Annotated in this window: 22 protein-coding genes and 1 pseudogene; 4 read left to right on the plus strand and 19 right to left on the minus strand. The window is 68.5% G+C overall.

Annotated elements, in window-relative coordinates; all coding sequences use genetic code 11:
* The first annotated feature begins 8 nt into the window (after nt 1-8).
* Nucleotides 9-1,136 (plus strand): NAD(P)-dependent alcohol dehydrogenase, encoded by a 1,128-nt coding sequence (locus OHZ10_RS34725; protein WP_342706433.1) that lies wholly within the window; start codon nt 9-11, stop codon nt 1,134-1,136.
* A gap of 167 nt (nt 1,137-1,303) precedes the next feature.
* Entirely contained in the window at nt 1,304-2,473 is a 1,170-nt protein-coding gene (locus OHZ10_RS34730; RefSeq protein ID WP_342706434.1) for a helix-turn-helix domain-containing protein, read from the plus strand.
* A 128-nt stretch (nt 2,474-2,601) separates the two neighbouring features.
* Here the strand turns inward: OHZ10_RS34730 and iaaH are convergent, their stop codons facing one another.
* From iaaH to OHZ10_RS34755, 5 genes are all read right to left on the minus strand, one after another.
* Nucleotides 2,602-4,071 carry an indoleacetamide hydrolase gene (gene iaaH / locus OHZ10_RS34735; RefSeq protein WP_342706435.1) on the minus strand — a complete coding sequence of 490 codons (1,470 nt, stop codon included), beginning with the start codon at nt 4,069-4,071 and terminating at the stop codon, nt 2,602-2,604.
* A 102-nt stretch (nt 4,072-4,173) separates the two neighbouring features.
* Nucleotides 4,174-4,887, minus strand: coding sequence for a helix-turn-helix transcriptional regulator (locus OHZ10_RS34740; RefSeq protein WP_174993936.1), 714 nt, complete (start codon nt 4,885-4,887; stop codon nt 4,174-4,176).
* Nucleotides 4,884-5,318, minus strand: a complete 435-nt coding sequence (locus tag OHZ10_RS34745; protein ID WP_155627358.1) for a hypothetical protein — start codon at nt 5,316-5,318, stop codon at nt 4,884-4,886. Before OHZ10_RS34745 ends, OHZ10_RS34740 begins: the two co-directional genes overlap by 4 nt.
* A gap of 139 nt (nt 5,319-5,457) precedes the next feature.
* Nucleotides 5,458-7,620, minus strand: a complete 2,163-nt coding sequence (locus OHZ10_RS34750) for an alpha-galactosidase (protein ID WP_342706436.1) — start codon at nt 7,618-7,620, stop codon at nt 5,458-5,460.
* A 331-nt stretch (nt 7,621-7,951) separates the two neighbouring features.
* Nucleotides 7,952-8,854: a LysR family transcriptional regulator gene (locus OHZ10_RS34755; RefSeq protein WP_174993934.1), complete on the minus strand. Its 903-nt coding sequence runs from the start codon at nt 8,852-8,854 to the stop codon at nt 7,952-7,954.
* A 318-nt stretch (nt 8,855-9,172) separates the two neighbouring features.
* Between OHZ10_RS34755 and OHZ10_RS34760 the strand changes: the two genes are divergently transcribed.
* Nucleotides 9,173-9,949: an SDR family NAD(P)-dependent oxidoreductase gene (locus OHZ10_RS34760; RefSeq protein ID WP_059241953.1), complete on the plus strand. Its 777-nt coding sequence runs from the start codon at nt 9,173-9,175 to the stop codon at nt 9,947-9,949.
* 39 nt (nt 9,950-9,988) lie between these two features.
* Here the strand turns inward: OHZ10_RS34760 and OHZ10_RS34765 are convergent, their stop codons facing one another.
* Nucleotides 9,989-11,185 (minus strand): sugar transporter, encoded by a 1,197-nt coding sequence (locus OHZ10_RS34765; RefSeq protein WP_342706437.1) that lies wholly within the window; start codon nt 11,183-11,185, stop codon nt 9,989-9,991.
* Between the two features lie 229 nt (nt 11,186-11,414).
* Between OHZ10_RS34765 and OHZ10_RS34770 the strand changes: the two genes are divergently transcribed.
* Nucleotides 11,415-12,089, plus strand: coding sequence for an HAD family hydrolase (locus OHZ10_RS34770; protein ID WP_059241957.1), 675 nt, complete (start codon nt 11,415-11,417; stop codon nt 12,087-12,089).
* A gap of 111 nt (nt 12,090-12,200) precedes the next feature.
* On the opposite strand, the gene OHZ10_RS34775 is transcribed toward OHZ10_RS34770, so the two are convergent.
* The 13 genes and pseudogenes from OHZ10_RS34775 to OHZ10_RS34835 all read right to left on the minus strand — a co-directional run bounded on the left by OHZ10_RS34775 (nt 12,201) and on the right by OHZ10_RS34835 (nt 21,835).
* The gene (locus OHZ10_RS34775; protein ID WP_059241959.1) at nt 12,201-12,443 is read right to left on the minus strand and encodes a DUF6566 family protein; all 243 of its coding nucleotides are present in this window, start codon (nt 12,441-12,443) and stop codon (nt 12,201-12,203) included.
* 58 nt (nt 12,444-12,501) lie between these two features.
* Nucleotides 12,502-12,729: a hypothetical protein gene (locus tag OHZ10_RS34780; RefSeq protein WP_059242488.1), complete on the minus strand. Its 228-nt coding sequence runs from the start codon at nt 12,727-12,729 to the stop codon at nt 12,502-12,504.
* Nucleotides 12,730-12,981: 252 nt separating this feature from the next.
* Nucleotides 12,982-13,323, minus strand: a complete 342-nt coding sequence (locus tag OHZ10_RS34785; RefSeq protein WP_174993933.1) for a DUF1488 domain-containing protein — start codon at nt 13,321-13,323, stop codon at nt 12,982-12,984.
* A 4-nt stretch (nt 13,324-13,327) separates the two neighbouring features.
* Nucleotides 13,328-13,876, minus strand: a complete 549-nt coding sequence (locus OHZ10_RS34790) for a type 1 glutamine amidotransferase domain-containing protein (RefSeq protein ID WP_059242490.1) — start codon at nt 13,874-13,876, stop codon at nt 13,328-13,330.
* Between the two features lie 76 nt (nt 13,877-13,952).
* Nucleotides 13,953-14,327 carry a hypothetical protein gene (locus OHZ10_RS34795; RefSeq protein WP_342706438.1) on the minus strand — a complete coding sequence of 125 codons (375 nt, stop codon included), beginning with the start codon at nt 14,325-14,327 and terminating at the stop codon, nt 13,953-13,955.
* A gap of 62 nt (nt 14,328-14,389) precedes the next feature.
* The gene (locus OHZ10_RS34800) at nt 14,390-14,776 is read right to left on the minus strand and encodes a DUF3022 domain-containing protein (protein ID WP_059241962.1); all 387 of its coding nucleotides are present in this window, start codon (nt 14,774-14,776) and stop codon (nt 14,390-14,392) included.
* A complete protein-coding gene (locus tag OHZ10_RS34805; RefSeq protein WP_081052124.1) occupies nt 14,773-14,934 on the minus strand; it encodes a DUF1328 family protein in 162 nt (53 codons plus the stop codon). The genes OHZ10_RS34800 and OHZ10_RS34805 overlap by 4 nt, the downstream gene beginning before the upstream one ends.
* A 46-nt stretch (nt 14,935-14,980) precedes the next feature.
* Nucleotides 14,981-15,169, minus strand: coding sequence for a DUF3008 family protein (locus tag OHZ10_RS34810; RefSeq protein ID WP_059241964.1), 189 nt, complete (start codon nt 15,167-15,169; stop codon nt 14,981-14,983).
* 77 nt (nt 15,170-15,246) lie between these two features.
* Entirely contained in the window at nt 15,247-16,680 is a 1,434-nt protein-coding gene (rpoN, locus tag OHZ10_RS34815; RefSeq protein WP_059241965.1) for an RNA polymerase factor sigma-54, read from the minus strand.
* A gap of 204 nt (nt 16,681-16,884) precedes the next feature.
* Nucleotides 16,885-17,394 carry a ferritin-like domain-containing protein gene (locus OHZ10_RS34820; RefSeq protein ID WP_059242494.1) on the minus strand — a complete coding sequence of 170 codons (510 nt, stop codon included), beginning with the start codon at nt 17,392-17,394 and terminating at the stop codon, nt 16,885-16,887.
* 107 nt (nt 17,395-17,501) lie between these two features.
* Nucleotides 17,502-17,811, minus strand: a pseudogene (locus OHZ10_RS34825) (hypothetical protein); the annotation flags it as partial.
* A gap of 313 nt (nt 17,812-18,124) precedes the next feature.
* Nucleotides 18,125-20,431 (minus strand): ATP-binding protein, encoded by a 2,307-nt coding sequence (locus OHZ10_RS34830; RefSeq protein WP_256087473.1) that lies wholly within the window; start codon nt 20,429-20,431, stop codon nt 18,125-18,127.
* A gap of 36 nt (nt 20,432-20,467) precedes the next feature.
* Nucleotides 20,468-21,835 carry a sigma-54-dependent transcriptional regulator gene (locus OHZ10_RS34835; protein WP_174993928.1) on the minus strand — a complete coding sequence of 456 codons (1,368 nt, stop codon included), beginning with the start codon at nt 21,833-21,835 and terminating at the stop codon, nt 20,468-20,470.
* Nucleotides 21,836-22,307 lie beyond the last annotated feature (472 nt).

A 22,307-nucleotide genomic window follows, 5' to 3' on the forward strand; every position in this document is an offset into this window, starting at 1 on the left:
GACCGACCATGTACACCGAAAACGATACACGCGCCGTCACCGCGGCCGTCGCGCGCGCCGCCGGCGCGCCCTTCTCGATCGAAACGGCACGGATCCGCGCGCCGCGCGGCGACGAGGTGCTGGTGCGCGTCGTCGCGACCGGCTTGTGCCATACCGACCTGATCGTGCGCGACCAGTACTACCCGGTACCGCTACCGGCCGTGCTCGGTCACGAGGGCGCCGGCGTGGTGGAGGCGGTCGGCCCGAATGTGAAGACGCTCGCCGCCGGCGACCACGTCGTGCTGACCTACGGTGCGTGCGGCCACTGCGCATCGTGCGCCGGCGGTCACGGCGCATATTGCCGGCAGTTCTTCGCGCTGAACTTCGGCGGCGCCGATGGCGACGGGCAGACGGCCATCCGCGACGCGGCCGGACAACCGCTGCACGATCATTTCTTCGCGCAGTCGTCGTTCGCGAGCTACGCGCTCGCACGCGAGAACAACGCAATCAAGGTGCCGAAGGAAGCGCCGCTCGAACTGCTCGGCCCGCTCGGCTGCGGGATCCAGACCGGCGCGGGGGCCGTCATCCATTCGCTCGCGGTGCGCCCCGGCAGCAGCTTCGCGAGCTTCGGCGCGGGCGCGGTCGGCATGAGCGCCGTGATGGCCGCGCGCATCGCCGGCGCCACCACCATCATCGCCGTCGACATCGTGCCGTCGCGGCTCACGCTGGCACTGGAGCTGGGCGCAACGCACGCGATCAACAGCCGGGAAGTCGACGTCATCGACGCGATCCGCGAGATCACCGGCGGCGGCGTCGACTACGCGCTCGAGTCGACCGGGCTGCCGGCCGTGCTGTCGCAAGGGATCGACGCACTCGGCTCGCGGGGCACGATGGGCGTGGTCGGCGCGCCGAAGCTCGGCACGAAGGCCGAATTCGACGTGAACAGCCTGCTGCTCGGCGGCCATACGATCCGCGGCATCGTCGAAGGCGACAGCGTGCCGCAGACGTTCATTCCGCAACTCGTGCAGTTGCACCTGCAAGGCCGGTTTCCGTTCGACCGGCTGGTGAAGTTCTATCCGCTCGAGCAGATCAACCAGGCCGCCGAGGACAGCAGCCAAGGCATCACGCTCAAGCCGATCCTGCGGTTGCCGCACTAGACGCGGGCGCCGCCGGCCGCCCGCCGATGCCAGGCGGCGCCACACGACGGGCACCCTTGCCGGGCACGAAAATACCCGGCTTCAGGCACCGGGCTATATTACGCATTCGCGCGACACGCCGGGCCGGCACGCCCGGCCCGACCATTCGACCTCACATGGAGCGCAGCGTGAACACGGCCCCTGAATCCCCTGCACGGCCGGTCGATCTCGACCGGCTCCGCGCCCGCTTCGCCGCGGGCGAGCCGCTGCCGGACACGGCGTTGCCGGCCAGCGTCGCGCGCTCGTGGCTGCGCTCGCGCGACGCCGGGCTGCGACCATGGCAAACCGCTCGCTATGAAATGCAGCGCGAGCGCGACGAATCGCGCGCGGACCGGCGGCTCACCCGCTGCGTCGCGCAGGAGATCGAGCCGCTGTGGGCCGCATTCGGCGGCACCGAATGGACGATCATGTGCGTCAATCCGCACGGCACGATCGTCCATGCGCGGCGCAGCCCGCAATGCGACGACGCACTGCTGACGCCGATCGTCGCCGGACGGCGGATCGTCGAGCCGAACATCGGCACGACCGCGCCGAGCTGCGTGATTCACGATGGCGCCGAGGCCATCGTCGCGGGCGCGCAGCATTATCTCCACGAGTTGTCCCGGGTGTTCTGTCTCGCGGTGCCGCTGGTGGGTTTCGACGGCGAAGTGATTGGCGCGCTCGACATCACCGGGGTCGGCAAGCGCAACGTCGTGCAGTTGTGCGAACAGTTTCGTCACGCGGCGCTGTCCGCCGAGCAGCGTCTGTATACGCTGCTGCGCGACTGCCATCTGCTGCAGGTCCAGCATGACGCGCGCTGGCTCGGCACGCCGCTCGCCGGCGTCATTGCGCTCGACGAAGCGGGCCGCGTACGCGCGGTGAGCCGGCTGGCGCGCCGGATGCTCGACCTCGCGGCCGCCGGGCCGGTGGCCCCGTACGATCTCCGGCAACTGTTTCCCGGCGCGACGCCCGTGCAGCAGCGCCGTTTGCTGATACCGGCACGCACGCCGCAGCGGATCGCGCGCGACGATGGTAGCCATGTATGGGTGCGCACCCTGCGTGCGCCGCTCGACCGGGCGACGATGGCGCGCCATGCCGATGTGCTGGAAGACGCCGCCGACGTATGCCACGCGGCACCGGCCGCCGATGCTCAGGCGAGCCTGCACGAACAGTCGCTCGACGCGATCCGGCGCGCGCTCGGCGAGCACGACGGCAATGTGTCGGCGGCCGCGCGGCGGCTCGGCATTTCACGCACGACGCTGTATGCGAAACTTCGTCAGCTCGATGCGGCAGGGATCCGGCACGACGAGCCGCATTGACGATTCCGGACGCGGCGGGCCGTGTGGCGATGGCGCTTGCGCCTGTTCACGCGAACAAGGGGCTTGCGCTGATCCTGAGCCACTGCCCGCCGCTCATGAAGCCGCAACGCGATTGAGACCCTTAACCGTTACGACGCGCCGCCGCCCGCCCAACCGGCCAGCCGGCCCTCCGCCCCGTACCCGTCGTCCGGCGCCGGCAGCCGGCCGAGCACCCGTTCGACCTGCAGCGCGACCGCGATGAGTTCGCGGTCGGTGCCGGCCGCGCCATCGAGCGCCAGGCCGACCGGCAGACCGGCCGCCGTCAGGCCGGCCGGCACGGTGATGCCCGGCACGCCGGCGTTGCTGCCGGGCTCGGTATTCCTGATGTAGGTCTGGAACACCGACACGGTCTCGCCGTTGACGATCATCGCGTCGCCCGCCGGGATCGGGCAAGCGGTCGCGATCGTGGTCGGAAAGGCCAGCGCGTCGGCGCCGCTGTCGGCGAGGCACTGCCGGTACGCGGCGCGCGACCGCGTACGCCGGTCGAGCGCGGTGCGGTAGGCCGTTTCGGCGATCCCGTCGGGGCCGGTGATATGGCGGGCGATCCGCGCGACGTCCGGGCTCCCCACGTTCGCGACGATATCGTCGACCGACAGGTCGTAGCCGTTCTCGACCAGATACGCGTGCATCGACGCACGGAATTCATACATCGCGATGACGGCCGGCTCGTCGTCGAAGAACCCCGGGTAGTCGTTCAGGTCGATATCGACGCACTCGAATCCCGCCCGCTCCAGCTTCGCGATCGCGGCCTGCGCGAGCGCGTCGACATCCGCTGCGAGGCCACGCCAGAACGTCGTGCGCGGAAGCGCAAGACGCACGGGACGCGTCAGGCTGCGCGTCGGGGTCGACAGCGACGCCACGTCGCCGGCCAGGATCGCGTCGAGCAGCGCGATGTCCTCGACCGACCGGGCCATCGGGCCGACGGTGTCGCGCGTGCGGGAAATCGGCGCGACGCCGCCCTGCGGATAACGCCCCACCGTCGGCCGAAGACCGACCGCGCCGCACAGCGCGGCGGGAATCCGGACCGAGCCGCCGGTGTCCGTGCCGAGCGCGGCCGGGACCACGCCCGCGCCGACCAGCGCGCCCGACCCGCTGCTGCTGCCGCCCGGAATCCGGTCGAAATCGTACGGGTTGCGCACCACGCCGGTCACGCGATTGTTGCCGGACACGCCGAACGCGAGCTCGTGCAGGTTCGCCTTGCCCGCGATCAGCGCGCCGTGCGCCAGCAACCGTGCGACGACCGGCGCATGCTGCGGCGGCACGCGGTTGTGCAGCGCCAGCGTGCCGTTACCGGTCGGCAGGCAGGCGGTGTCGATGTTGTCCTTGATCGCGATCGGCAAACCGAGCAGTGCGCGCGGCGCAGCCGAGGCCGCGAGGTCGCGGTCGCTGCGGGCGGCTTCGGCGAGCAACCGCGCGTCGTCGACGCACGTGAAGCCGTTCAGGTAACGCCAGCGCGCGTGCCGCTCGATCAACGCATACGCGTATTCGACACAGGAAAACTCCCGGCGCAGGATCGCGTGCCGGGCTTCGGTGAGCGTCAGGGAACCCAGGGTGGTCATTTCGGCAGGCCTCGTAACAGGGGATCGTCACAAGGTAGGCCGCGCCGATTTTGACGCCCATCATCACAATGGATGACCCCGCGCCGCCCGCGGCGCGACCCGTCACGCCATCGCGGCCGCCAGACTCGCCCGGTTGGCGACGCCCTTCTTCGCCATCACGCGCCGCAGATGCGTGCGGACCGTCGACAACCCGATCCCGAGCGTACGCGCGACATCCTTGTCGGTGTAGCCGGCGGCGACGAGCCGCGCGACGTCGCTCTCGCGTTCGGTCAGCCCGGTGCACGCATGGCGCCGCCTCAGCAGCGCGCGCCGGAAAAACGGCTCGATGCCGTTCAGCAGCAGCTTGTCGCGTTCGGTGAAGTCGGGCCGCCCTTGCGCGCGCCAGATGCGCAGGTCGCCAACGTGCGTCGCGCCATCGAACGCATAGACGTTGATCCCGTGATGCATGCCGTCGCGGCTCAGGAAATCGCGGTAGAACGCGGTGCGCTCCAGGTCGCGGCGGCTCATCACTTCGTCGACGCAGGTTGCCACGCGGCGCGCGCGCAGCTGCGGCGTGACCGGGTCGATATGCTGGAACCACGCTTCGTACCGTGCGATCTGCGACGGATCGAGGTTGTACGAGAAGCCGTTGCGCCAGAGCCCGGTCTGCGCGTCGCAATCGAACGATGCGGCGAAATCCGCGCGGATCAGTTGCGTGATCTCGGGCAGCACGACGGTCCTCACGTCGACGATCGGCCCCAGTGCTTCCAGGCGGGCCACGATGTCGCCGAACAGCCGGAGTTCGTCCGGCGTGATGTCGGACGCGGCAAGGTTCATGACGCCGCCGCGACCGACGCCTGCCATTGCGCGGCCACGCCCGCGTAATCCTTGATCCTGAACGCGGAGCCGTCCTGGACATGGACCCAGCCGAGCGTGCGCTCGGCCAGCGGCCTGCCGTCGCCGTCCGTCGCGACCTTGACGATCGCATGCGCACGGATATGCACGAGCCCGTCCGGATAGTCGGACGACGGGCTCGCCAGCGTCACCGTCACGAACGGCCCGAGATCCTGCAGGAGCCGGGCGGCCGACGGGGCGTCGGCCACCAGCAACGAGCCGCCCTTCACGCGGTCGTCCACACGGATGGCCGTGCTGTCCGGCCGCCGCTGCGCGGCGGTCGGCTGCGACATCCACAGCACGTGCGCCGGGTTGAGATAGACCACATCGGGGTCGCCCATCGCGTCGCGGGTTTCAATCCGGGGTATCGGCATGCAGGGTCTCCAGTCGAACATCGGGCACCGCTCGCGGGTGCGGCGGCACCATGATGATGCCGCAATATGCCGGCATTCGGCCCGTCATTCCGGCGAATGACGCGACCACCCGTGGCCGGGTAGCCGCGCCACGCGCCCGTTACGGCTTGACGGGTGCCGCGATGCCGTCGATATCGGGCGCCCAGCCCGTCGGGTTGGAGAACTTCAGCGTGTTGGCACTTCCCTGCTTGAACGCACCTGTCACCGTCAGCGTCGACACGTTCCCCCAACCGCCAGTCGACGGGAACGACACGGCAACCGGCGCGCCCCCGTCGAAACTGAGCTGCGCGCTGCGCGGCGCCGAATCGCCGTTCACGTAAGCGATCAGGACGCTGTACGTGCCGTCGGCCGCGACCGAGATGCCGTTGATCGTCAGCGTGCCGTTGCTGGTCCCGTCGCCGTTGCCGATATAGCCGACGTCCTGCCCGCCCGAGCATGCGCCGCATGACGACACGCGCGCCGCGCCGCCGAGCGTGTTGGCGGCCGCCTCGGCTTCATACGCCATCGGCGGCGGCGGCGGGACTTTCACCGGCCCGGCCACCACGGCGATCGACGCGATCTCGGGCGTCGGCGTCGTGCTGTCGACGCTCGACAGCGACAGCGCGTTCTGCCCGGCCGCCAGGTTGACGAACACCGTCACCGTGCCGACCGCGTTGCCCGTGGGCGGAAACGCGAGCGTCGAGCCGTGGCCGCCGTTCGCGACGAGTTGGGCCCTGACGGTTTCCGTTCCGGCGTTCAGGTAGGCGATCTGGAGGTAGCCGCCGGCCGTTTGCGACGTCACGTTGTTGAACGTCACCGTGCCCAACCCCGTCACCTTCTTCCCGCTCGCACACGCAGCGCAATCCGCGACAGTCGCGCCGCCCGACAGCGTGCCCGGCAGGAACGTCGTCGACGGGAGATCCGTGCCGCTCAACACGAGCATCGCGGTACCGCCTGCCGGCACGGCCGCGACCGTGTAGGAACCGGTGGCCGCACCGAGATCCTTGTGCGCCCAGACATCGCGGACAGTCGCTGACGTACCGGCGGCGAAACCCAGCTGCTGCCACGTGACCGTCATGTCGCTCGCCGCGGTGCCGTTGTTGAACAGCAGGACCGCGCGCTTGCCTGCGCCGGCCAGCAATTTCGCCCACACCTGCTGCCCGTTGGCGTCCGCGACCTTCAATCCCTGCAGCCCCAGCGTGTCCTGGTCGATCGCGATCAGTTCGGGATTGGTAAGCAGGCTCACCGTATCGCTCGACAGCGCCTTCGACAGATCGTTGCCGAGTATCATCGGCGCGCCGGCAATGGCCCACAGATTCACGTGTGCAAGGTCGTTCGCGGCCGTCATGCCCATGCCGGCCACCATCATGTCCGGATCGTTGTAGTAACCGGTGTGCTGGCCTTCAGGGTGCGTGTTGCCGTTGAAATTGCCAAGCACGGAGCTGAACTTCGGCACCCCGCTCCCCGGCCCGTAGATGTCGCCCGTCGTGCGCCACGAGGTCGCGATGCCCGCGCCCCAGTCCCACGGCCCCAGGTTGTAGTCGAGGTATCCGCTCTTGCCGAGCGTGCCCCAGTCGCACATGTTCAGCACCAGCAATTTGCCGGTGGCCACGTAGGCCTTCTGAATCGCCTGCGAGATCGCCGTATACGCTTGCTGCGGATCGTATCCGGCCGCGCTGCCGCCGCACCAGTCGACCTTGACGAAGTCGTAGCCCCATTGCGCGAACTGCAGGAAATCGTGGTCGTAGTGCGCGTAATCGCTGCCGACGAAATGCGTGCCGTTCGTGTTTCCGCAGCCCTGCGGCCCGGAATCGATATAGATGCCGGCCTTCAGCCCCTTGCCGTGAATGTAGTCGGCCATCGCCTTCATCCCGCCCGGCCACTGGTTGGTGGGATTGCCGTTCATGTCGACGTTGAGGATGAAGTTGCCGTTCGCGTCGCGCTTTCTGGACGTCCACCAGCCTTCGTCGATATTCACATACTGGTACTTGTTGCCCGTCGCGAGGTTCGCATTCAGTGCGGCCAACCCGTCGGCCTGCGCCTTGATCGTGTCGAAGCTGACGTTCTCCTCGAGGCTGTTCCACGACGACCAGCCCATCGGCGGCGGATTCACCGCGATCTGCTGCAATGCCGTCGGCGACGTGGCCGGGGTGCCGTTGCCGCCGGGCGCCGTGGTCGTGCCGGTAGTTGACGTCGCGCCTGTCGTCGACGTGCCCGGCGACGAGCCGACGTCATCGCCGCCGCATGCCGATAGCGCCATCGCCGCCGCAACAAAGCACATCATCAATAATCCTAAATGATTTCTGCCCTTCATCTCCGTCTCCCGATTGTTGTGAACGACGCACGCCGGTCCGCTTCGTACGCGTACGCAGATTAATGACGTTCGTTTCCCTGTTTCAATCTTTGCAGCATGCGGTCACATATTGGGAGACCCCACCTTTCCGGGCAGAAACCCGCTGCTTTCTTAATGATTTAAATAATTGACGGGGAAAACCCAATCTTTGGCAACCAGGCCGACGATATGGAAACAATCCGGACGCTTGTGGCAGGTTTATCGCGAAACCGGTGGTCGACGCCGCGTCGCGACGATGCAACGGCCGACCGGACCGCACCGGCTACCCCCGCCACGTTGCGTCCGCAAGCTTCGCCACCAGTTCGTCGTACACCACCCGGATGCGCCGGGGCATCGGGCCGCGCCGCGGCCGATAGACATGCAGCTTCCACGGCTCGGGCTCGAGGCTCGGCAACACGCGCACGAGGCGCCCCTTCTGGACGTATGGCCGGACCAGATATTCCGAGCACTGGCCGAACCCTACCCCTGCACACACGGCCTCGATCTCCACCTCGGTATCGTCGGTCAGATAAGCCGGCGACGACGGCACGAACTGGTGCTCGCCACGGAACATCCACGGCCACGGCCGCCCATTCGCGCGGTCGATCAGGCACGTCACCGGCATCGCTTCGAGTTCCTTCCGGTTTTTCGGCTCGCCCAGCCGCCTGAGCAGCGACGGTGCGGCTACGACCCACATCGGCAACGGCCCGATCATGCGCGCGACATAGCGGTTGTCGCCGATCGCGCCGACGCGCACGCCGATGTCGATCTGCTCGTCGACCACCGGCGACGGCACGTCCGACAGCCGCAGATCGGGCACGAGCCCCGGGTACCGCTGCATCAGGCCGGTCAGAACCGGTTGCACGTATCGACGCCCCATGCCGGACGGCGCGGTGATCCTGACGACGCCGACCGGCTCGTCGCGCTGGCCGGTCGCCGGCCCGAACAGCCCGTCGACGACCGCCAGCGCGCCCTGCACCTCGCGCGCAAACGACTGTCCGAACACGGTGATCCGGATGCTGCGGGTCGTCCTGTGAAACAGCGTTTCGCCCAGCATCTCCTCCAGCTCGCGCACCGCACGCGTCACGACCTGCGGCGACACGCCGAGACGCGCCGCCGCCTCGCGGAAGGTGGGCGCCGCGGCAGCCGCGGCGAAGATCTTGAGGAGGTCGAGTCGATTGAGCATGGCGGGCCCTTCCGGTGTTCCGGTGTTCCGGTGTTCCGGTGTTCCGGTGTTCCGGTGTTCCGGTGTTCCGGTGTTCCGGTGTTCCGGTGTTCCGGTGTTCCGGTGTTCCGGTGTTCCGATGTTCCGGTGTTCCGGTGTTCCGATGTTCCGGTGTTCCGATGTTCCGATGTTCCGGTGTTCCGGAGGCAGCGTGATCCATTCCAGAATCAGGAATTCTGAATGCGTGATTGTTCCATTCTATTGCGATGACCAGGCGGCCACAATGAGCACCAGACGTCGCTTTGACGTGGACGGTCAACCACTCTGGAGAAATGCATCATGAACGCAAGCACTCAACCTGCCCAACTCGAAGGCCGTATCGCCGTGGTGACGGGCGCCAGTTCCGGCATCGGCCGCGCGTCGGCGATCGAACTTGCGCGGCGCGGCGCGAAGGTCGTCGTCAGCGCCCGGCGCAAGACCGAACTCGACCGGCTGGTCGACGAGATCGTGACCGCCGGCGGCGAAGCCCGCGCTTTCGTCGCGGACGTCGCGAACGAAGACGATCTGCGCAAGCTCTTCGATTTCACGGTATCGGCCTACGGCCGCCTCGACATCGCGTTCAACAATGCGGGCACGGAAGGCACGTTCGCCCCGCTGCTCGAACAGAATGCCGACAGCTTCGACAAGGTGTTCGAACCGAATGTGCGCGGCGTATTCAATTCGATGAAATATGCAGCCGAGATCATGCTGCGCCAGGGGGCGGGCAGCATCATCAACAATGCGTCGATGGGCGGCCTGATCGGCTTCGAGAATGCGTCGGTTTATATCGCGAGCAAGCACGCCGTGATCGGGATGACGAAGACGGCGTCGATCGAGTGGTTCAAGCGCGGGGTCCGCGTCAATGCGCTTTGCCCCGGGCTGATCGAAACGCCGTTCCATCATCGCGGCATCTGGCCGTCGGACGACGCGCAACAGGCGTTTGCCGCGTCGACGCCGGCAGGACGGTGGGGCTCGGCCGAGGAGATGGCGACGATCGTTGCGTTCCTCGCATCGGACGATTCCAGCTATGTGTCCGGGCATGCGCTCGTGGCCGACGGCGGCTACTCGGTTGCATGACCGGTTGCATGCCGAACCGCACGCGAACCGCCGCGTGACTCAAGGGGCCGCGGCCGCCACGTCCCGTTTCGCGTGAAGCCGCAACGCGAGCCACGCGATCCCGACCGCGAACGCGCCGACCACGCCGCCGAACGTGCCGATCCACGGCAGCCCGTAGTCGCCGGCGATATGGTTGCCGAGCAGCGCGCCGGCGCCGATGCCGACGTTGTACAGCCCGGAGTAGATCGACACGGCCAGGTCGGTCGCCTCCGGCGCCAGCTTCAGCACCCAGGCCTGCATCGCCAGCCCGAAGCAGACGATCGCGCCGCCCCACACCAGCGTATGCACGGACAGCGTGACGATGTTCAGCGCGCTCGGGAACAGGATCAGCAGGCAGGCCGACAGCGCGACGATCGACGCCAGCAGGAAATCGTCCGGCCGGTGCGGATAGACGCGATTGAAGCAGATCGCGGCCGGCAGGCCGGCCACGCCGAACAGGATCAGCACGTACGTGATCCGGCTGCTGCTCGCGTGGTTCACGCTCTGGACGAACGGTTCGATGTACGTGTACGACGTGAAGTGCGCGGATACGACGAGCACGGTGATCGCGTACAGCGCGACCAGCGCCGGCTTGCGCAGGAACCTGCCGATACTGCTCAGCGACCCGGCGCCCTGGCTCGGCAGGACCGGCAACGTGGTGCGCAGCAACAGCGCCGCACCGGCCGCGGCGCCCCCGATGATCAGGAACGTGACGCGCCAGCCGAACGCCTCGCCGATCACGCGCCCGAGCGGAATGCCGGCGACCATCGCGATCGCCGAGCCCATCGCGATCAGGCTGAGCGCCCGGCTCTTGCGGTCGCTTGGCGCGAGCCGCACGGCGAGCGGCACGGAAATCGACCAGAACACCGCATGCGCGCACGCGATGCCGAGCCGGCCGATCATCAGCACCGTGAAATTCCATGCAACGCCGGTCACGAGGTGGCTGCCGATGAACACCAGCAGCGCGCCGACCAACAGCTTGCGGCGCTCGACGTGACGCGTGACGAACGTCAGCGGCAACGACACGACGGCAACCGCCCACGCGTAGATCGTCAGCATCAGGCCGACGGCGGTCGGCTCCATGTGGAGGCTGTCGCCGATCGCGCTGAGCAGCGCGACGGGGACGAATTCGGTGGTATTGAAGATGAAGGCAGTGAGGGCCAGGGCCAGTACGCCCCACCACGAGTGCCTGGAACTGACGGCGTCCGGTGTTGCCATGCGTGGAATCGACGAGACGAGGGTTGGGGGCGCGTGCGGCGCGGACGCGGCGCAAAAAACCGGCCCGGCGCATCGGCGCGATTGTACCAGTGGCAAATGACACGTCGCCGCACGGCGCGGCGGCGGGACATGACGATGACACGGCGATGCGCCGATAATGTGCCGTTCAGGATTTTCGCGGACTGTTCGCGGACGATCAGCCCGGGCGTCGTCGGGCCAGGAGATTCACATGCGCATCGAAACGTCATTTCTGTTCGATCTCGACGGCACGCTCGTCGACAGCGTCTATCAGCACGTGCTCGCGTGGAAGGAAGCGCTCGATGCCGAAGGCATCGAACTGTCGGTATGGCGCATCCACCGCAAGATCGGGATGAGCGGCGGCCTGTTCCTCAACCAGCTGCTGCGCGAGACGGCGGGCGACATCGACGCCGAGCGCGTCGAACGGCTCGCCCGGCTGCACGCGGCCGCGTACCAGCGGCTGCGCGCGCAGGTCCGGCCGCTGCCGGGCGCGCGCGAACTGCTGGCCGCGCTGTCGAGCGCCGGCATCCGCTGGGCGATCGCCACCAGCGGGCGAATGGAAACGGCCGCCATCAATCTCGAGGCGCTCGGCGTCGATCCGGCCAAAAACGTCGTCGTCACGCGCGACCAGGTGAAGTATGCGAAGCCGGACCCCGACCTGTTCCTGACCGCCGCCGCGCAACTGAACGTGCCGATCGAACACACGGTGGTGGTCGGCGACAGCATCTGGGACATGCTCGCCGCGGCCCGCTGCCGCGCGCTCGGTGTCGGGCTGCTGGCGGGCGGGTACGGCAGCGACGAGCTGGAACGCGCCGGTGCCCTGCGCGTGTACGACGATCCGGCCGATCTGCTGTGGCATCTCGACGAGATTGCGGCCCGGCCCTGAGTCGCCCGGATTGCCGCAATCGCCGTTGCCGGATTCGCGTCGACGTCGTCGCGCCGCAGATCGCGCAGGGCGATCGCGCGACGCGGCGCCGGTACGCCGGCGCAACGCGGATCAGTCGTCGTCGATGCGCTTGTCGATCAGATAACGGCCACGCTCGACGCCCGCGCGCAGCGCTTCGTTCTCGGTCAGCCACTCGGGGCCGGCTGCCGCCGGCGTGACGATCTCGATCGGTGCGCCGCGGACATACACCTGCACCTCGTCGCACCACGCACCGCTTTCGTTGCGCCACGCCCAGACGTGGATCTCGTGGCCGCGATACGGGTCGCGGATCTGAGCGTCCTGTTGATGTTGCATGATGGCCCCCAATGCCCGTCTGCGACGACAAGGCAAAAATGCGCGCTGCTTCGATGTGTCATGCGTCGGTGATGTCGGGCTCGATCGCATCGTGCCGCTGCACGCGCCGCACGATCGCCAGCCCGTCGGCCGTCAGCGCGGGCCGTTGCTCGCCGGATGCGGCGTTGCATTGCATCACGATCAGGTGCTGCTCGACCAGCGCGACAACGTCTTCGCGGTCGATCTGGATCTGTTCCGGCGCGCGATACACCAGGAACAGCACGGCAAGTTCATGGGCAGTGAGCATGCTCGTTTCCCCGTGGACGGCTTCGCGCGAGGCGGCAACATTGCCGCATCGGCGCCCGGCGCAATGCGTGCGCCGACAATTCTTCAAGCACGCATCGATCATGCCAATTCACGCCATGCAGCGACCGTCCGCGCCGCGAGCGCGCGGCGCGATGCGGCACCGAACGGCATCCGGCTGCCCGTGCAAAGTTTTCAACGGCGTGTAACGCCGGATCCGGGCGCGGGTAACACGCCATCGCAAGCGGCGCTTCGGTCAGGACCGGCGCGAGCGGGACAGGCCAGCCTTCACGCTGGCCGCGGCCGCGCGACCGCGCGCGCGGAAGTAGCCGCTGTGCAGCACCACGCCGCCCTGGCCGTCGGCCAGCACGTCCGCGCAGGCGGCCTCGATGCCCGCACGGCCGCGTTCGAACGCGGCGCACAGGTCGGCTTCCAGTGCGGACGGCGCACCGAAATGATCCTCGAGCGCCTCCGCCGTGATCGCGCACGCTTCCGGCACGCCATCGACGTCGACGATGAAGCGCAGCTGCAGCGCCGCGCCGTCGAACTCGGGCGGCGCACGCGTCAGCGTCACGTGGCGGGCGGAACCGGCATGCATACGCTCAACCGCCCTGCGCCGCGAGGCGCTCGACCAGCGCGCCGCTGAACGCGGGCAAGTCGTCCGGTTTGCGGCTCGTGATCAGGTTGCCGTCGCGCACCACCTGCTCGTCGATCCACTTGCCGCCCGCATGACGGATGTCGTCCTGCAGGCTCGGCCAGCTCGTCATCGTGCGGCCCTCGACGAGGCCGGCCGAGACGAGCAGCCAGCCGCCGTGGCAGATCGCGGCGATCGGCTTGCCTGCGCCGACGGCCGCCGTCACGAATTCGCGTGCAGCCGGAAGCATCCGGATCGCGTCGCCGTTGATCACGCCGCCGGGCAGCACGACCGCGTCGTAGTCGCCCTCGCGCGCCTCGTCGAACGTGCGGTCGACCTTCACGCGTGCGCCCTTGTCGACGTGCGTGAACCCCTGGATCTCGCCGCGCTGCTGCGAAATCACGTCGACCTGCGCGCCCTCGGCCACCAGCGCGCGCCGCGGCTCGACCAGCTCGGCCTCCTCGAAACCGTCGAGCGCGAGAATGGCTACCCTGCAATGATCCAGCTTGCCGCTCATGCGCACCTCCATCCAGGTTGTGGCCGCCGCCGCGGCGCAATCCGCATGCCCGCGGCGCGGCGGCCCGCCGCCGCGACTACTGCAGGTGACGCGCGGCGTCGAGCATCGCGTCGGTCAGCTCGATCGTCAGCGTCGGGCTCCCGTCCGCGCCGGACAGCCGCTCCAGCCTGTCCTGCACGGTGTCGTGCAGGATCGCGTGCACACGCATCCGCGCGTTTTCATCGAGCGCCGCGTAGCGCTCCATCGTGTCGCAGTCGAGCACGAGTTCGACGCGATGGAGCGCGATCTCCGGCGGGACCTCCGTCGTCGGTGCCCACGCGGCCTGAAACATGATCCTGCCCGTTGCGACGTCGAGATGGACCATCGTATCGAGATGGACGGCGTCGATCGGGTCGCCGTCGATCTCGTCGGCCTCGTCGCGGTTGAGCCTGATTCTGGAATTCGATTGCATGATGTCCTCCTGCCTGGCGGCGGCCCGTGCGGGAAACCGCGCCGCGCGCATCGCCTGCCGCATCATGGCGCAGACAGCGCCGCATCGAGTTCGGCGCGCGTCACATCGAGCGCCACGCTGCATTCGATCACGGCATCCTCGACGCGCGGCTTGTGCTCGTCCACCGCGCGCCGCGCCCGGTCGCACAGTTGGGTGCGCACACGCAGCCGGTCTTCCGCTCCGAGCGATGCGTAGCGCGTGATCACGTCCGGATCGAAGCGCAGGTCGACCGTGCAGCGCCATTCGCGCGCGTCCTCGTCGGACGGCACGCGCACCCACGACACCTGGATCGTCAGCCGGCCGGACACCGCGTCCGCGTGCACGACAACGGTCGAACGCGACGGAAACCCGTTCGCGAGCGCGTGCTCGAGTTCCGCGACGCGCTGCGACCGGTCGGGCGCGCGGCTCATCGTCGCAAGACGCCCATCAGCAGCGTGACGAGGAAGATCACAACGAAGAGGTAGAACAGGATCTTCGCGATCTCGGCCGCGCCGGCCGCGATGCCGCCGAAGCCGAAGACGGCCGCGACGATCGCGATGATGAAAAAGATGATGGCGTATCGCAGCATGGAGCCCTCCTGGATGACGGCCGTCGTCACCAAACGTCGTCGCCGGTCACGCATCGTGCTTGTGCTTCGGTTTGCCGCACACGGGCGTGGAAGCCATTTTCTCGAGCGATTTCTCGCTCATCGATCGGGCCATCGACTTCGCCGATGGCCCGAGGTCCTTCATTTTCGTGTCGCCACGTCTGGCCGGCCGCGCAGCGCCTGCGGCACGTTGCCGGGCCCGGGATGTCGCGGGCATGGTTGCACTCCTGTCGTGGGTGCGCGGGCCGATACGACAAGCCGGCCCCGCGCACGTCCGGTTGGGCAGGCAAGCCGTCACACGACGCCGCGGCGCCGCAGGTCGGCCGGCGGGATCTTCATCGCCTGGCGATACTTCGTCACCGTGCGACGCGCAAGCAAGATGCCACGGCCGGCGAGGTTGTGCGTGAGCGCGACGTCGGACAGCGGATCGGTACGCCGCTCGGCCGCGATCATGTCGCGGATCAGCACCTTCGCGGCCGATGCCGAGCACACGCCCCGGCCGGCCGCCTCGAGCTTGCGCGGGAAGAAGTGCTTGAACTCGAACGTGCCGTGCGGCGTGGCCATGTACTTGTTGCCCGTCGCGCGCGACACGGTCGATTCATGCAGGTCGAGTTCTTCCGCGATGTCGCGCAGCACGAGCGGCTTCATCGCGATCTCGCCGTAGCGGAAGAAGTCGCGCTGCCGCGCGACGATGCATTCGCCGACCCGCTGGATCGTGTCGAAACGCTTCTGCACGTTGCGGATCAGCCAGCGCGCTTCCTGCAACTGCTGGCCAAGCGGCGAATCGCGCTCGCCGCTCGACTGCGCGAACAGCGTCGCGTAGCGCTCGTGCAGGCGCGCACGCGGCAGCACGGCCGGATTGATCGTCACGATCCACTCGTCGCGCACCTGACGCACGATCAAGTCGGGCACCACGTAATCACCGCGCGTGCTGCCGTAATGATTGCCGGGGCGCGGGTCGAGCCCGCGCACCAGCGCACATGCCGCGTGCAGCATCTGCGGGTTGCAGCCGACGCGCCGCTGGATCTCGGCCGTCTCGCGGCGCGCGAGCCGCTCGAGATGTTCGCGTGCGATCGCTTTCGCTTCCGCGAGTGCCGGCGTGTCGGCCGGCATCGCATCGAGCTGCAGCGTCAGGCATTCGGACAACGAACGCGCGGCCATGCCGGGGAGGTCGAGCATCTGCACGAGCCGCAGCGCGACCGCGAGATCCTGCTCCGACAGCAGCAGCGCCGGATCGGCGGCGACCAGCAACTCGGCCAGTTCCTGGCGCAGGTAGCCGTCGTCGTCGAGCGCGTCGATCACGATGCGCGCGGCTTCACGGTCGCGTTTATTCAATGGGTAGAGCCGGAGCGCATCGTGCAGCTGCTGATGCAGCGACGGCTCGGCGGCGATCCATTCGCCGGGCGACAGGCCGCCAGCGTCGTCGCCCTGGCGGCTCGTGCCGCGCGGCGCAGGCGCGGCCGTAAAGGACACCTCGCCGTCCGGCGGGCGGACTTCGTCGGGTTCGGCAGCCGCTTCCGGTGCAGCCGTTTCGGCCGGTTGCTCCGGCGTGCCGGCAGCGGGTTCCTCGTCGCCCTGGCCGTCCTCAAGAAACGGATTCATGTCGAGCGCTTGCCGCAATTCCTGTTGAAATTCGAGCGAGGACAACTGCAGCAGCCGCAGCGACTGCTGAAGCCTCGGCGTGAGTGCCAGATGCTGTCGCATCTGCAGCGCAAGCGAGACGGACATCGAAAGCCTCCTGACGGTTCGGTTCGCAGAATATCGCCTGCAGGATTCATGCAGCTTTCGTGCCAGTCCGGCGAAGCGCATCGGGCCGCGGCTCTCGCGGGTTCATACCCCGTGTCGCCACGGTCGGGAATCGCTTTTTTACAAGCCGGCGGCAAGTTTGGGGCACGTATTTCGCTCGCCGCGCCACGCGCCGTCGTCCGGCCGTTACCGGTTCGCATCGATGCAATCGGCGGCCGAGCGGCCGAGAAACGCCGTCGTCAGGTCCGGCAGATGACGCAGCAGCCACGCAGCCATGTCGCGCTCCTGCTGCAGGAGCCGCTCGCAGCAGGCCACGATCTCGGCCTCGCCGGCCGACTGCGCGGCCGCGACGAGCGCCGTATACGCGGCGATCTCGACCTGCACGAACGCATAGCCGGCCAGCGCGCCCTTCATCACCTCGTCGACCGCCATCATGTTGCTCGCCACCTGCCCGTAGCCGGCGATCCGCGCCGCGGCATCCTTGAGCGCCGACGGCGCCGTGCCGAGCCGCTTCAGGCACGCCTTGACGAGCGTCTGCTGGCCGAGCGTATCGTCGAGATGCAGGCGCAGCCGGTCCTGCAGGTGCGGATAGTGATCGATCCGTTTCAGTTGCGCATGGAGCAGCGTCTCGGCCTGCCGCTCCATCGCGTACGCATCGCGCAGCCAGTCTTCCAGATGTTCGCGCGGGCTTGCCATTGCGTTCCTCCGCCACATTACGGTGCGGCATGCCGTGCGCCGCGATGTGCCGCGCGGCCGACGCCTCGCAACGTGTGTGCCGTGCGCCCGGTCCGGCGCGTTCGGCACTGCAGCGGCGGCGGCGTGCCCGGCAGCGGCGGTGGATCGCCCCGCGCCGTTCGGGCCCGGCGGCGGCAGGTCGGCCGGCTCGCCGCCGGCTGCGCCCTGCGGCATCGTGTTGCCCGGCGACCGACGCGCGTCATAGCGCGTATTCGCGTCCGGCATCGTGGTGGCCGACCGCGCGCCGCGACCGCCGGGTGGCGCGGGCGGCGGCGCCGCCGCGCCATGGGTGCCGGTCATCGGTTGCGTGCATGCGCCCGGCACGCACGCGGCGGCGAACGCACATACGCCCGCGCGTATCGTCCGGATCGGCGGCATCGGAATCCTCCGTTGCAGCGACGGCTCGGCGCCGGTTGAAATGGAATGCGCCCGTTGCGGTTCGGGTCGATATCGGGTGCTACGGTCGCATGCCGACGATCCGCAAACCGCATGCCGTCCGTGCGCGCCATGCGCACGTGTGCATTGATGTCTCCGCGCGGTCCCGCGCCGCATGCCGTGCCTTTGCTACACCGATCGCTGCAAATCTTGCAAGCGCGCCGCTATGCGTCGTACGCGGCCGTCACGAGCCAAAGATCGCGACCGTCGTCCTGCACGCATGCCGTAACCCACGCGCGGCGGGACAGCTGCTGCATCAGCCGTCGCGCTTCGTCACGCGCACGATCTTGTCGGCCAGTTCGCGCACGTCGACCGGCTTGCACAGATAGCCGTCGAATCCGGCTTCGAGCGCAAGGCGTTCGTCGGCCAGGCCCGCATGCGCGGTGACGGCCAGCACGCGCATGCCGGACGGCCCGCCATGACCGTTCGCCCCCGCGTGCCGCAATGCATCGAGCAGCCAGAAGCCGTCGCCGTCGGGCATCGCGAGATCGGACAACACGACCGTCGGCCGCATGTCGGCCGCCACCGCAAGCGCTTCGCGGCCGGTCGATGCGTTCGCGACGGCCGCACCGAACGTCGTCAGCGCGGCGGAGAGGCTCGCGCGTGTCGTCGCATCGTCGTCGACGATCAGGATGCGTTGCGTATCGAGCGTCGGCGGCTCGCGATGACCGTCCGCATGCGCGATCCCCCACGCCATCGCACCGGTCGGCTGCCAGCCCGCCGGCAGTGTCACCGTGAACGTCGCGCCGCGATTGCGGCCCGCGCTCCTGACGGTCACGCTGCCGCCGTGGAGCTCGGCGATATGCCGCACGATCGACAGGCCGAGGCCCAGCCCGCGCCGTGGCGACGCGGGCGAATCGTCCGCGCGGCGGAACATGTCGAACACGTACGGCAGGAACGCGGGCACGATGCCCTGCCCCGTATCGGACACGGTCAACTCCGCCTGCGCGCCGTCACGGGTGAGCGCAACCGTCACGCTGCCGCCGCCGGGCGTGAACTTGAGCGCGTTCGACACGAGGTTCGACAGCATCTGCCGCAACCGCTCGGCATCGCCCGGCACGACGCAGGCGGCCACCTCGCAATCGAACGCGAGCACGATGCCGGCCGACGATGCGGCCGTCTGGAATGCGCCGACCGAATCGGCGAACAGCCGCACGAGATCCACCGGCATCGCGTCGAGCTGCAGCTTGCCGGTCGCGAGCGACGAAGCGTCGAGGATGTCGCCGACCATCCGCGTGAGCGAGCGCGCACTGCGATCGATCGCATCGATCGCCTGCTGCTGCAGCGCATGCTCGCCCGAGTTGCGCAGCACCTCGACCCAGCCGTAGATCACGTTGAGCGGCGTGCGCAGTTCATGCGACACGGTCGCCAGCAGTTCGTCCTTCATGCGGTTCGACGTATCGGCCTGGTCGCGCGCATCGCGCGCGCCCTGCAGCGAACGCTGCACGCGCAGGTCGCGACGGCGCTGCGCGCCGGCTTCGCGCAGGGTCAGCGACAGCACGACGTACGTGCGCGCATCGCCGCGCACCGGTCCCGCCGACACCGTCGCGCGAAAGCGCCGGCCGTCGCGCTTCACGCACAGCAGGTCGATCGGGCCGACTGCTTCGCGCATGTCGTCGAACGCCTCGGCAAAGGGTTTGCGCTTCAGCCAGCGCATCGCGACCAGCGATTCGAATGCGCGCCCGCGCGCGTCGCCTTCGTCGTAGCCGAACATGCGCTGCGCCGCCGGGTTCCAGCTGACGATACGGCCGTCGATGTCGATGCCGACGATCGCATCCGGCGACGCGTCGACGACGGCGCGCTGCAACCGCGACGCGTCGGCCCGCGCACGTTCGGCGCCGGCGTTGCGCAGCAGCAGCACGGCGCCGTCGACGTTGCCGTCCGCGTCGCCGAGCGGCGCCGCAACCTCGACGACCGGCACCGGCTCGCCGCCGTCCACCTGCAGCCAGTGGCGATCCGACACGACACCCGCGCCGCCGAGCGCGAGATCGAGCGGCGTTGCGGCCACGCGCCGGCCCTCGCGATCGACGATCCGCAGCACGTCGCGCGCGGCACGGCCCGCCGCGGCTTCAGGCCGGCAGCCGACGAGGGCAGCCGCGGCCGCGTTAATGTAGCTGAGCCGTCCGTTCGTGTCGGTGGCGATCACGCCGTGCGGCAACGCCTGCAGCACGGCTTCGAGCCGCCGACGGGCGAGCGCCTCGCGCCGGTAAGCGGCGTCGTTCGTGAATCGCGCGCGACGCAGCATCGACGCGATCGCGCACGCCAGCGCGCAGACCAGCACGAAGGTGCCGAGCCGCACGAGCCGCTCGGGCAGCGGCTGCGTGTAGGCGGCGGGATCGGACAGGAACAGCGTCCACACGAGCATGCCGCTGACCACGGTCGCGACGATCCCGAACAGGAACGACGTGGCCCACGCGACGCCCGCGAGCAACGGGTAGTACAGGACGAGCGGCAGGTTCACGCCGCCGAAGCGGATCGCGAGCGCCTGCAGCACGGTCGCGATCGCCACCAGCATCACGGCGGTGACGTAGTTGCCGGCGCGTGTCCGCGAAAGATCAATCATCGGTCGCGCTCCTGCCGGCCGGTTCGGTCGGCGGCATCAGGTCTCCGGCTTGTCTGCTTCGTCTTCGAGCTGCGCGAGCCGGTTGTAGATCGTCTTCAGGCTGACGTCGAGCACCTCGGCCGCCTGCGCCTTCACGCCGCCGCATTGCGCGATCGTGCCGAGGATCAGCCGCCGGTCGACCTCCTCGAGCGGCGTGCCGAACGGCACGGTCACGCGATCCTCGTGCGAATCGGCCATGCTCGACAGTTCGTCCATGATCGGCGGCGGCAGCGACTCGATCACGTCGCCGTCGCTGAAGATGCCCGCACGCTGCACGAAGTTGCGCAACTCGCGCACGTTGCCAGGCCACGCATGGGTTTTCAGCGCATCGCGCGCGGCCGGCGCGAACCGCAGGTTCCGGCCGCTTTCTTCGTTGAATTGCTGCAGGAACGCATCGGCGAGCATCGGGATGTCGTCGCCGCGCTCGCGCAACGACGGCAGCGGAATCGGAAACACGTTGATCCGGTGGAACAGGTCGGGCCGCAGCTTGCCGTCCGCCATCGCGGCCTCCGGATCGCGGTTCGTCGCGGCGACGATGCGCACGTCGACGTCGATCTCGCGCGTGGAGCCGAGCCGCGTGAGACGCCCCGTCTCCAGCACGCGCAGCAGCTTGACCTGCGATTCGGGCGGCATCTCCGTGATCTCGTCGAGAAACAGCGTGCCGCCGTCCGCACGCTCGAAGAAGCCCTTGTGCTGGCGCTCCGCGCCGGTAAAGCTGCCGCGGTCGTGGCCGAACATCTCGCTCTCGACGAGGTTCGCGGCAATGGCGCCGCAGTTCACTGCGAGGAACGGACCGCGGCGGCGCAGGCTCAGGTCGTGCACGGTTTGCGCGGCCAGCTCCTTGCCGGTGCCCGATTCGCCGGTGAGCAATACCGACGCCTCGGTACGCGCGACGCGGCCGATCGCGTCGTAGACGGCCTGCATGGCGGGCGCACTGCCGAGCATGCGGCCGAAGCGGCCGAGGCGCTGCAGTTCCGAGCGCAGCTCGGCGATTTCCTCATGCAGCGCGGTCGTACGCGGCACGCGTGCGAAGATGCTGTTCAACCGCTGCATGTTCAGCGGCTTCACGAGGTAGTCGGTCGCGCCGCGCCGCAATGCGTCGATCGCGGTTTCGAGGCTCGCATGGCCGGTGGTCAGCACCATTTCGCAGTGCGAACGCTTCGGCAACGCATCGAACAAGTCCATCCCGTTGCCGTCCGGCAGCACGAGATCGCATAGCACGAGATCGGGGGTATTCGTCGTGACGAGCGTGCGCGCTTCTTCGAGCGTCGCGGCCGTATCGCACGCGAGTTGCTGCGTGCGCGCCAGCGCCGCGAGCATCGTCCGCGTATCGGCATCGTCTTCGACGATCAGGACATAGGGCATCGTCGCTCCTTGTGAGGCGGCCCGGCGCGTCTGTCGGCCGAGACCGCAGCGGATGACAGCGCGGTCCGGCCGCCGCTTGCGCGACGGCACTTCACGATTGATGCGCTCGTGCGGACTGGCTTTCCTCCCGTGAAAAGCGGTCCTTGTCAGTATAGAAGAGGCATGTCGCGCATTCGCCGATCATCGAATAAATCTATCCATGCGTGCGGTCTGCATTGCCAGATTCAATGCGTCGCGATCGGTAAGAACGTCTTCACCGTCGAGCGGATCATGCGGTGTTTAGCCGGGTGCGATGTCGCGTTTACACGTTTCGTCGCGCTATCAGGTCAAACTTCCCGACTCGACTTTTCGCATCTCGAAATCCGGCCAAGACCGCTTTCGCGCGATTCCGACCCTGCACCCCGTGCATCACATGCGTGCCTGCTGCCCTCGCATGGCTGGACGTTCGTCCGATCATTCTGTAAGCTTCGGC

It is taken from the genome of Burkholderia arboris, assembly GCF_038723655.1.
Taxonomy (GTDB): domain Bacteria; phylum Pseudomonadota; class Gammaproteobacteria; order Burkholderiales; family Burkholderiaceae; genus Burkholderia; species Burkholderia arboris.

Coding starts and splice junctions, on each gene's coding strand:
- OHZ10_RS34770 (WP_059241957.1), top strand. CDS start 11,415: ATGCGCATCGAAACGTCATTTCTGTTCGATCTCGACGGCACGCTCGTC.
- OHZ10_RS34800 (WP_059241962.1), bottom strand. CDS start 14,776: ATGAGCCGCGCGCCCGACCGGTCGCAGCGCGTCGCGGAACTCGAGCAC.
- OHZ10_RS34750 (WP_342706436.1), bottom strand. CDS start 7,620: ATGATGTGCTTTGTTGCGGCGGCGATGGCGCTATCGGCATGCGGCGGC.
- OHZ10_RS34765 (WP_342706437.1), bottom strand. CDS start 11,185: ATGGCAACACCGGACGCCGTCAGTTCCAGGCACTCGTGGTGGGGCGTA.
- OHZ10_RS34785 (WP_174993933.1), bottom strand. CDS start 13,323: ATGCATGCCGGTTCCGCCCGCCACGTGACGCTGACGCGTGCGCCGCCC.
- OHZ10_RS34775 (WP_059241959.1), bottom strand. CDS start 12,443: ATGCAACATCAACAGGACGCTCAGATCCGCGACCCGTATCGCGGCCAC.
- OHZ10_RS34745 (WP_155627358.1), bottom strand. CDS start 5,318: ATGCCGATACCCCGGATTGAAACCCGCGACGCGATGGGCGACCCCGAT.
- OHZ10_RS34725 (WP_342706433.1), top strand. CDS start 9: ATGTACACCGAAAACGATACACGCGCCGTCACCGCGGCCGTCGCGCGC.
- OHZ10_RS34780 (WP_059242488.1), bottom strand. CDS start 12,729: ATGCTCACTGCCCATGAACTTGCCGTGCTGTTCCTGGTGTATCGCGCG.
- iaaH (WP_342706435.1), bottom strand. CDS start 4,071: ATGACCACCCTGGGTTCCCTGACGCTCACCGAAGCCCGGCACGCGATC.
- OHZ10_RS34740 (WP_174993936.1), bottom strand. CDS start 4,887: ATGAACCTTGCCGCGTCCGACATCACGCCGGACGAACTCCGGCTGTTC.
- rpoN (WP_059241965.1), bottom strand. CDS start 16,680: ATGTCCGTCTCGCTTGCGCTGCAGATGCGACAGCATCTGGCACTCACG.
- OHZ10_RS34755 (WP_174993934.1), bottom strand. CDS start 8,854: ATGCTCAATCGACTCGACCTCCTCAAGATCTTCGCCGCGGCTGCCGCG.
- OHZ10_RS34790 (WP_059242490.1), bottom strand. CDS start 13,876: ATGAGCGGCAAGCTGGATCATTGCAGGGTAGCCATTCTCGCGCTCGAC.
- OHZ10_RS34830 (WP_256087473.1), bottom strand. CDS start 20,431: ATGATTGATCTTTCGCGGACACGCGCCGGCAACTACGTCACCGCCGTG.
- OHZ10_RS34835 (WP_174993928.1), bottom strand. CDS start 21,835: ATGCCCTATGTCCTGATCGTCGAAGACGATGCCGATACGCGGACGATG.
- OHZ10_RS34805 (WP_081052124.1), bottom strand. CDS start 14,934: ATGCTGCGATACGCCATCATCTTTTTCATCATCGCGATCGTCGCGGCC.
- OHZ10_RS34820 (WP_059242494.1), bottom strand. CDS start 17,394: ATGGCAAGCCCGCGCGAACATCTGGAAGACTGGCTGCGCGATGCGTAC.
- OHZ10_RS34795 (WP_342706438.1), bottom strand. CDS start 14,327: ATGCAATCGAATTCCAGAATCAGGCTCAACCGCGACGAGGCCGACGAG.
- OHZ10_RS34810 (WP_059241964.1), bottom strand. CDS start 15,169: ATGCCCGCGACATCCCGGGCCCGGCAACGTGCCGCAGGCGCTGCGCGG.
- OHZ10_RS34760 (WP_059241953.1), top strand. CDS start 9,173: ATGAACGCAAGCACTCAACCTGCCCAACTCGAAGGCCGTATCGCCGTG.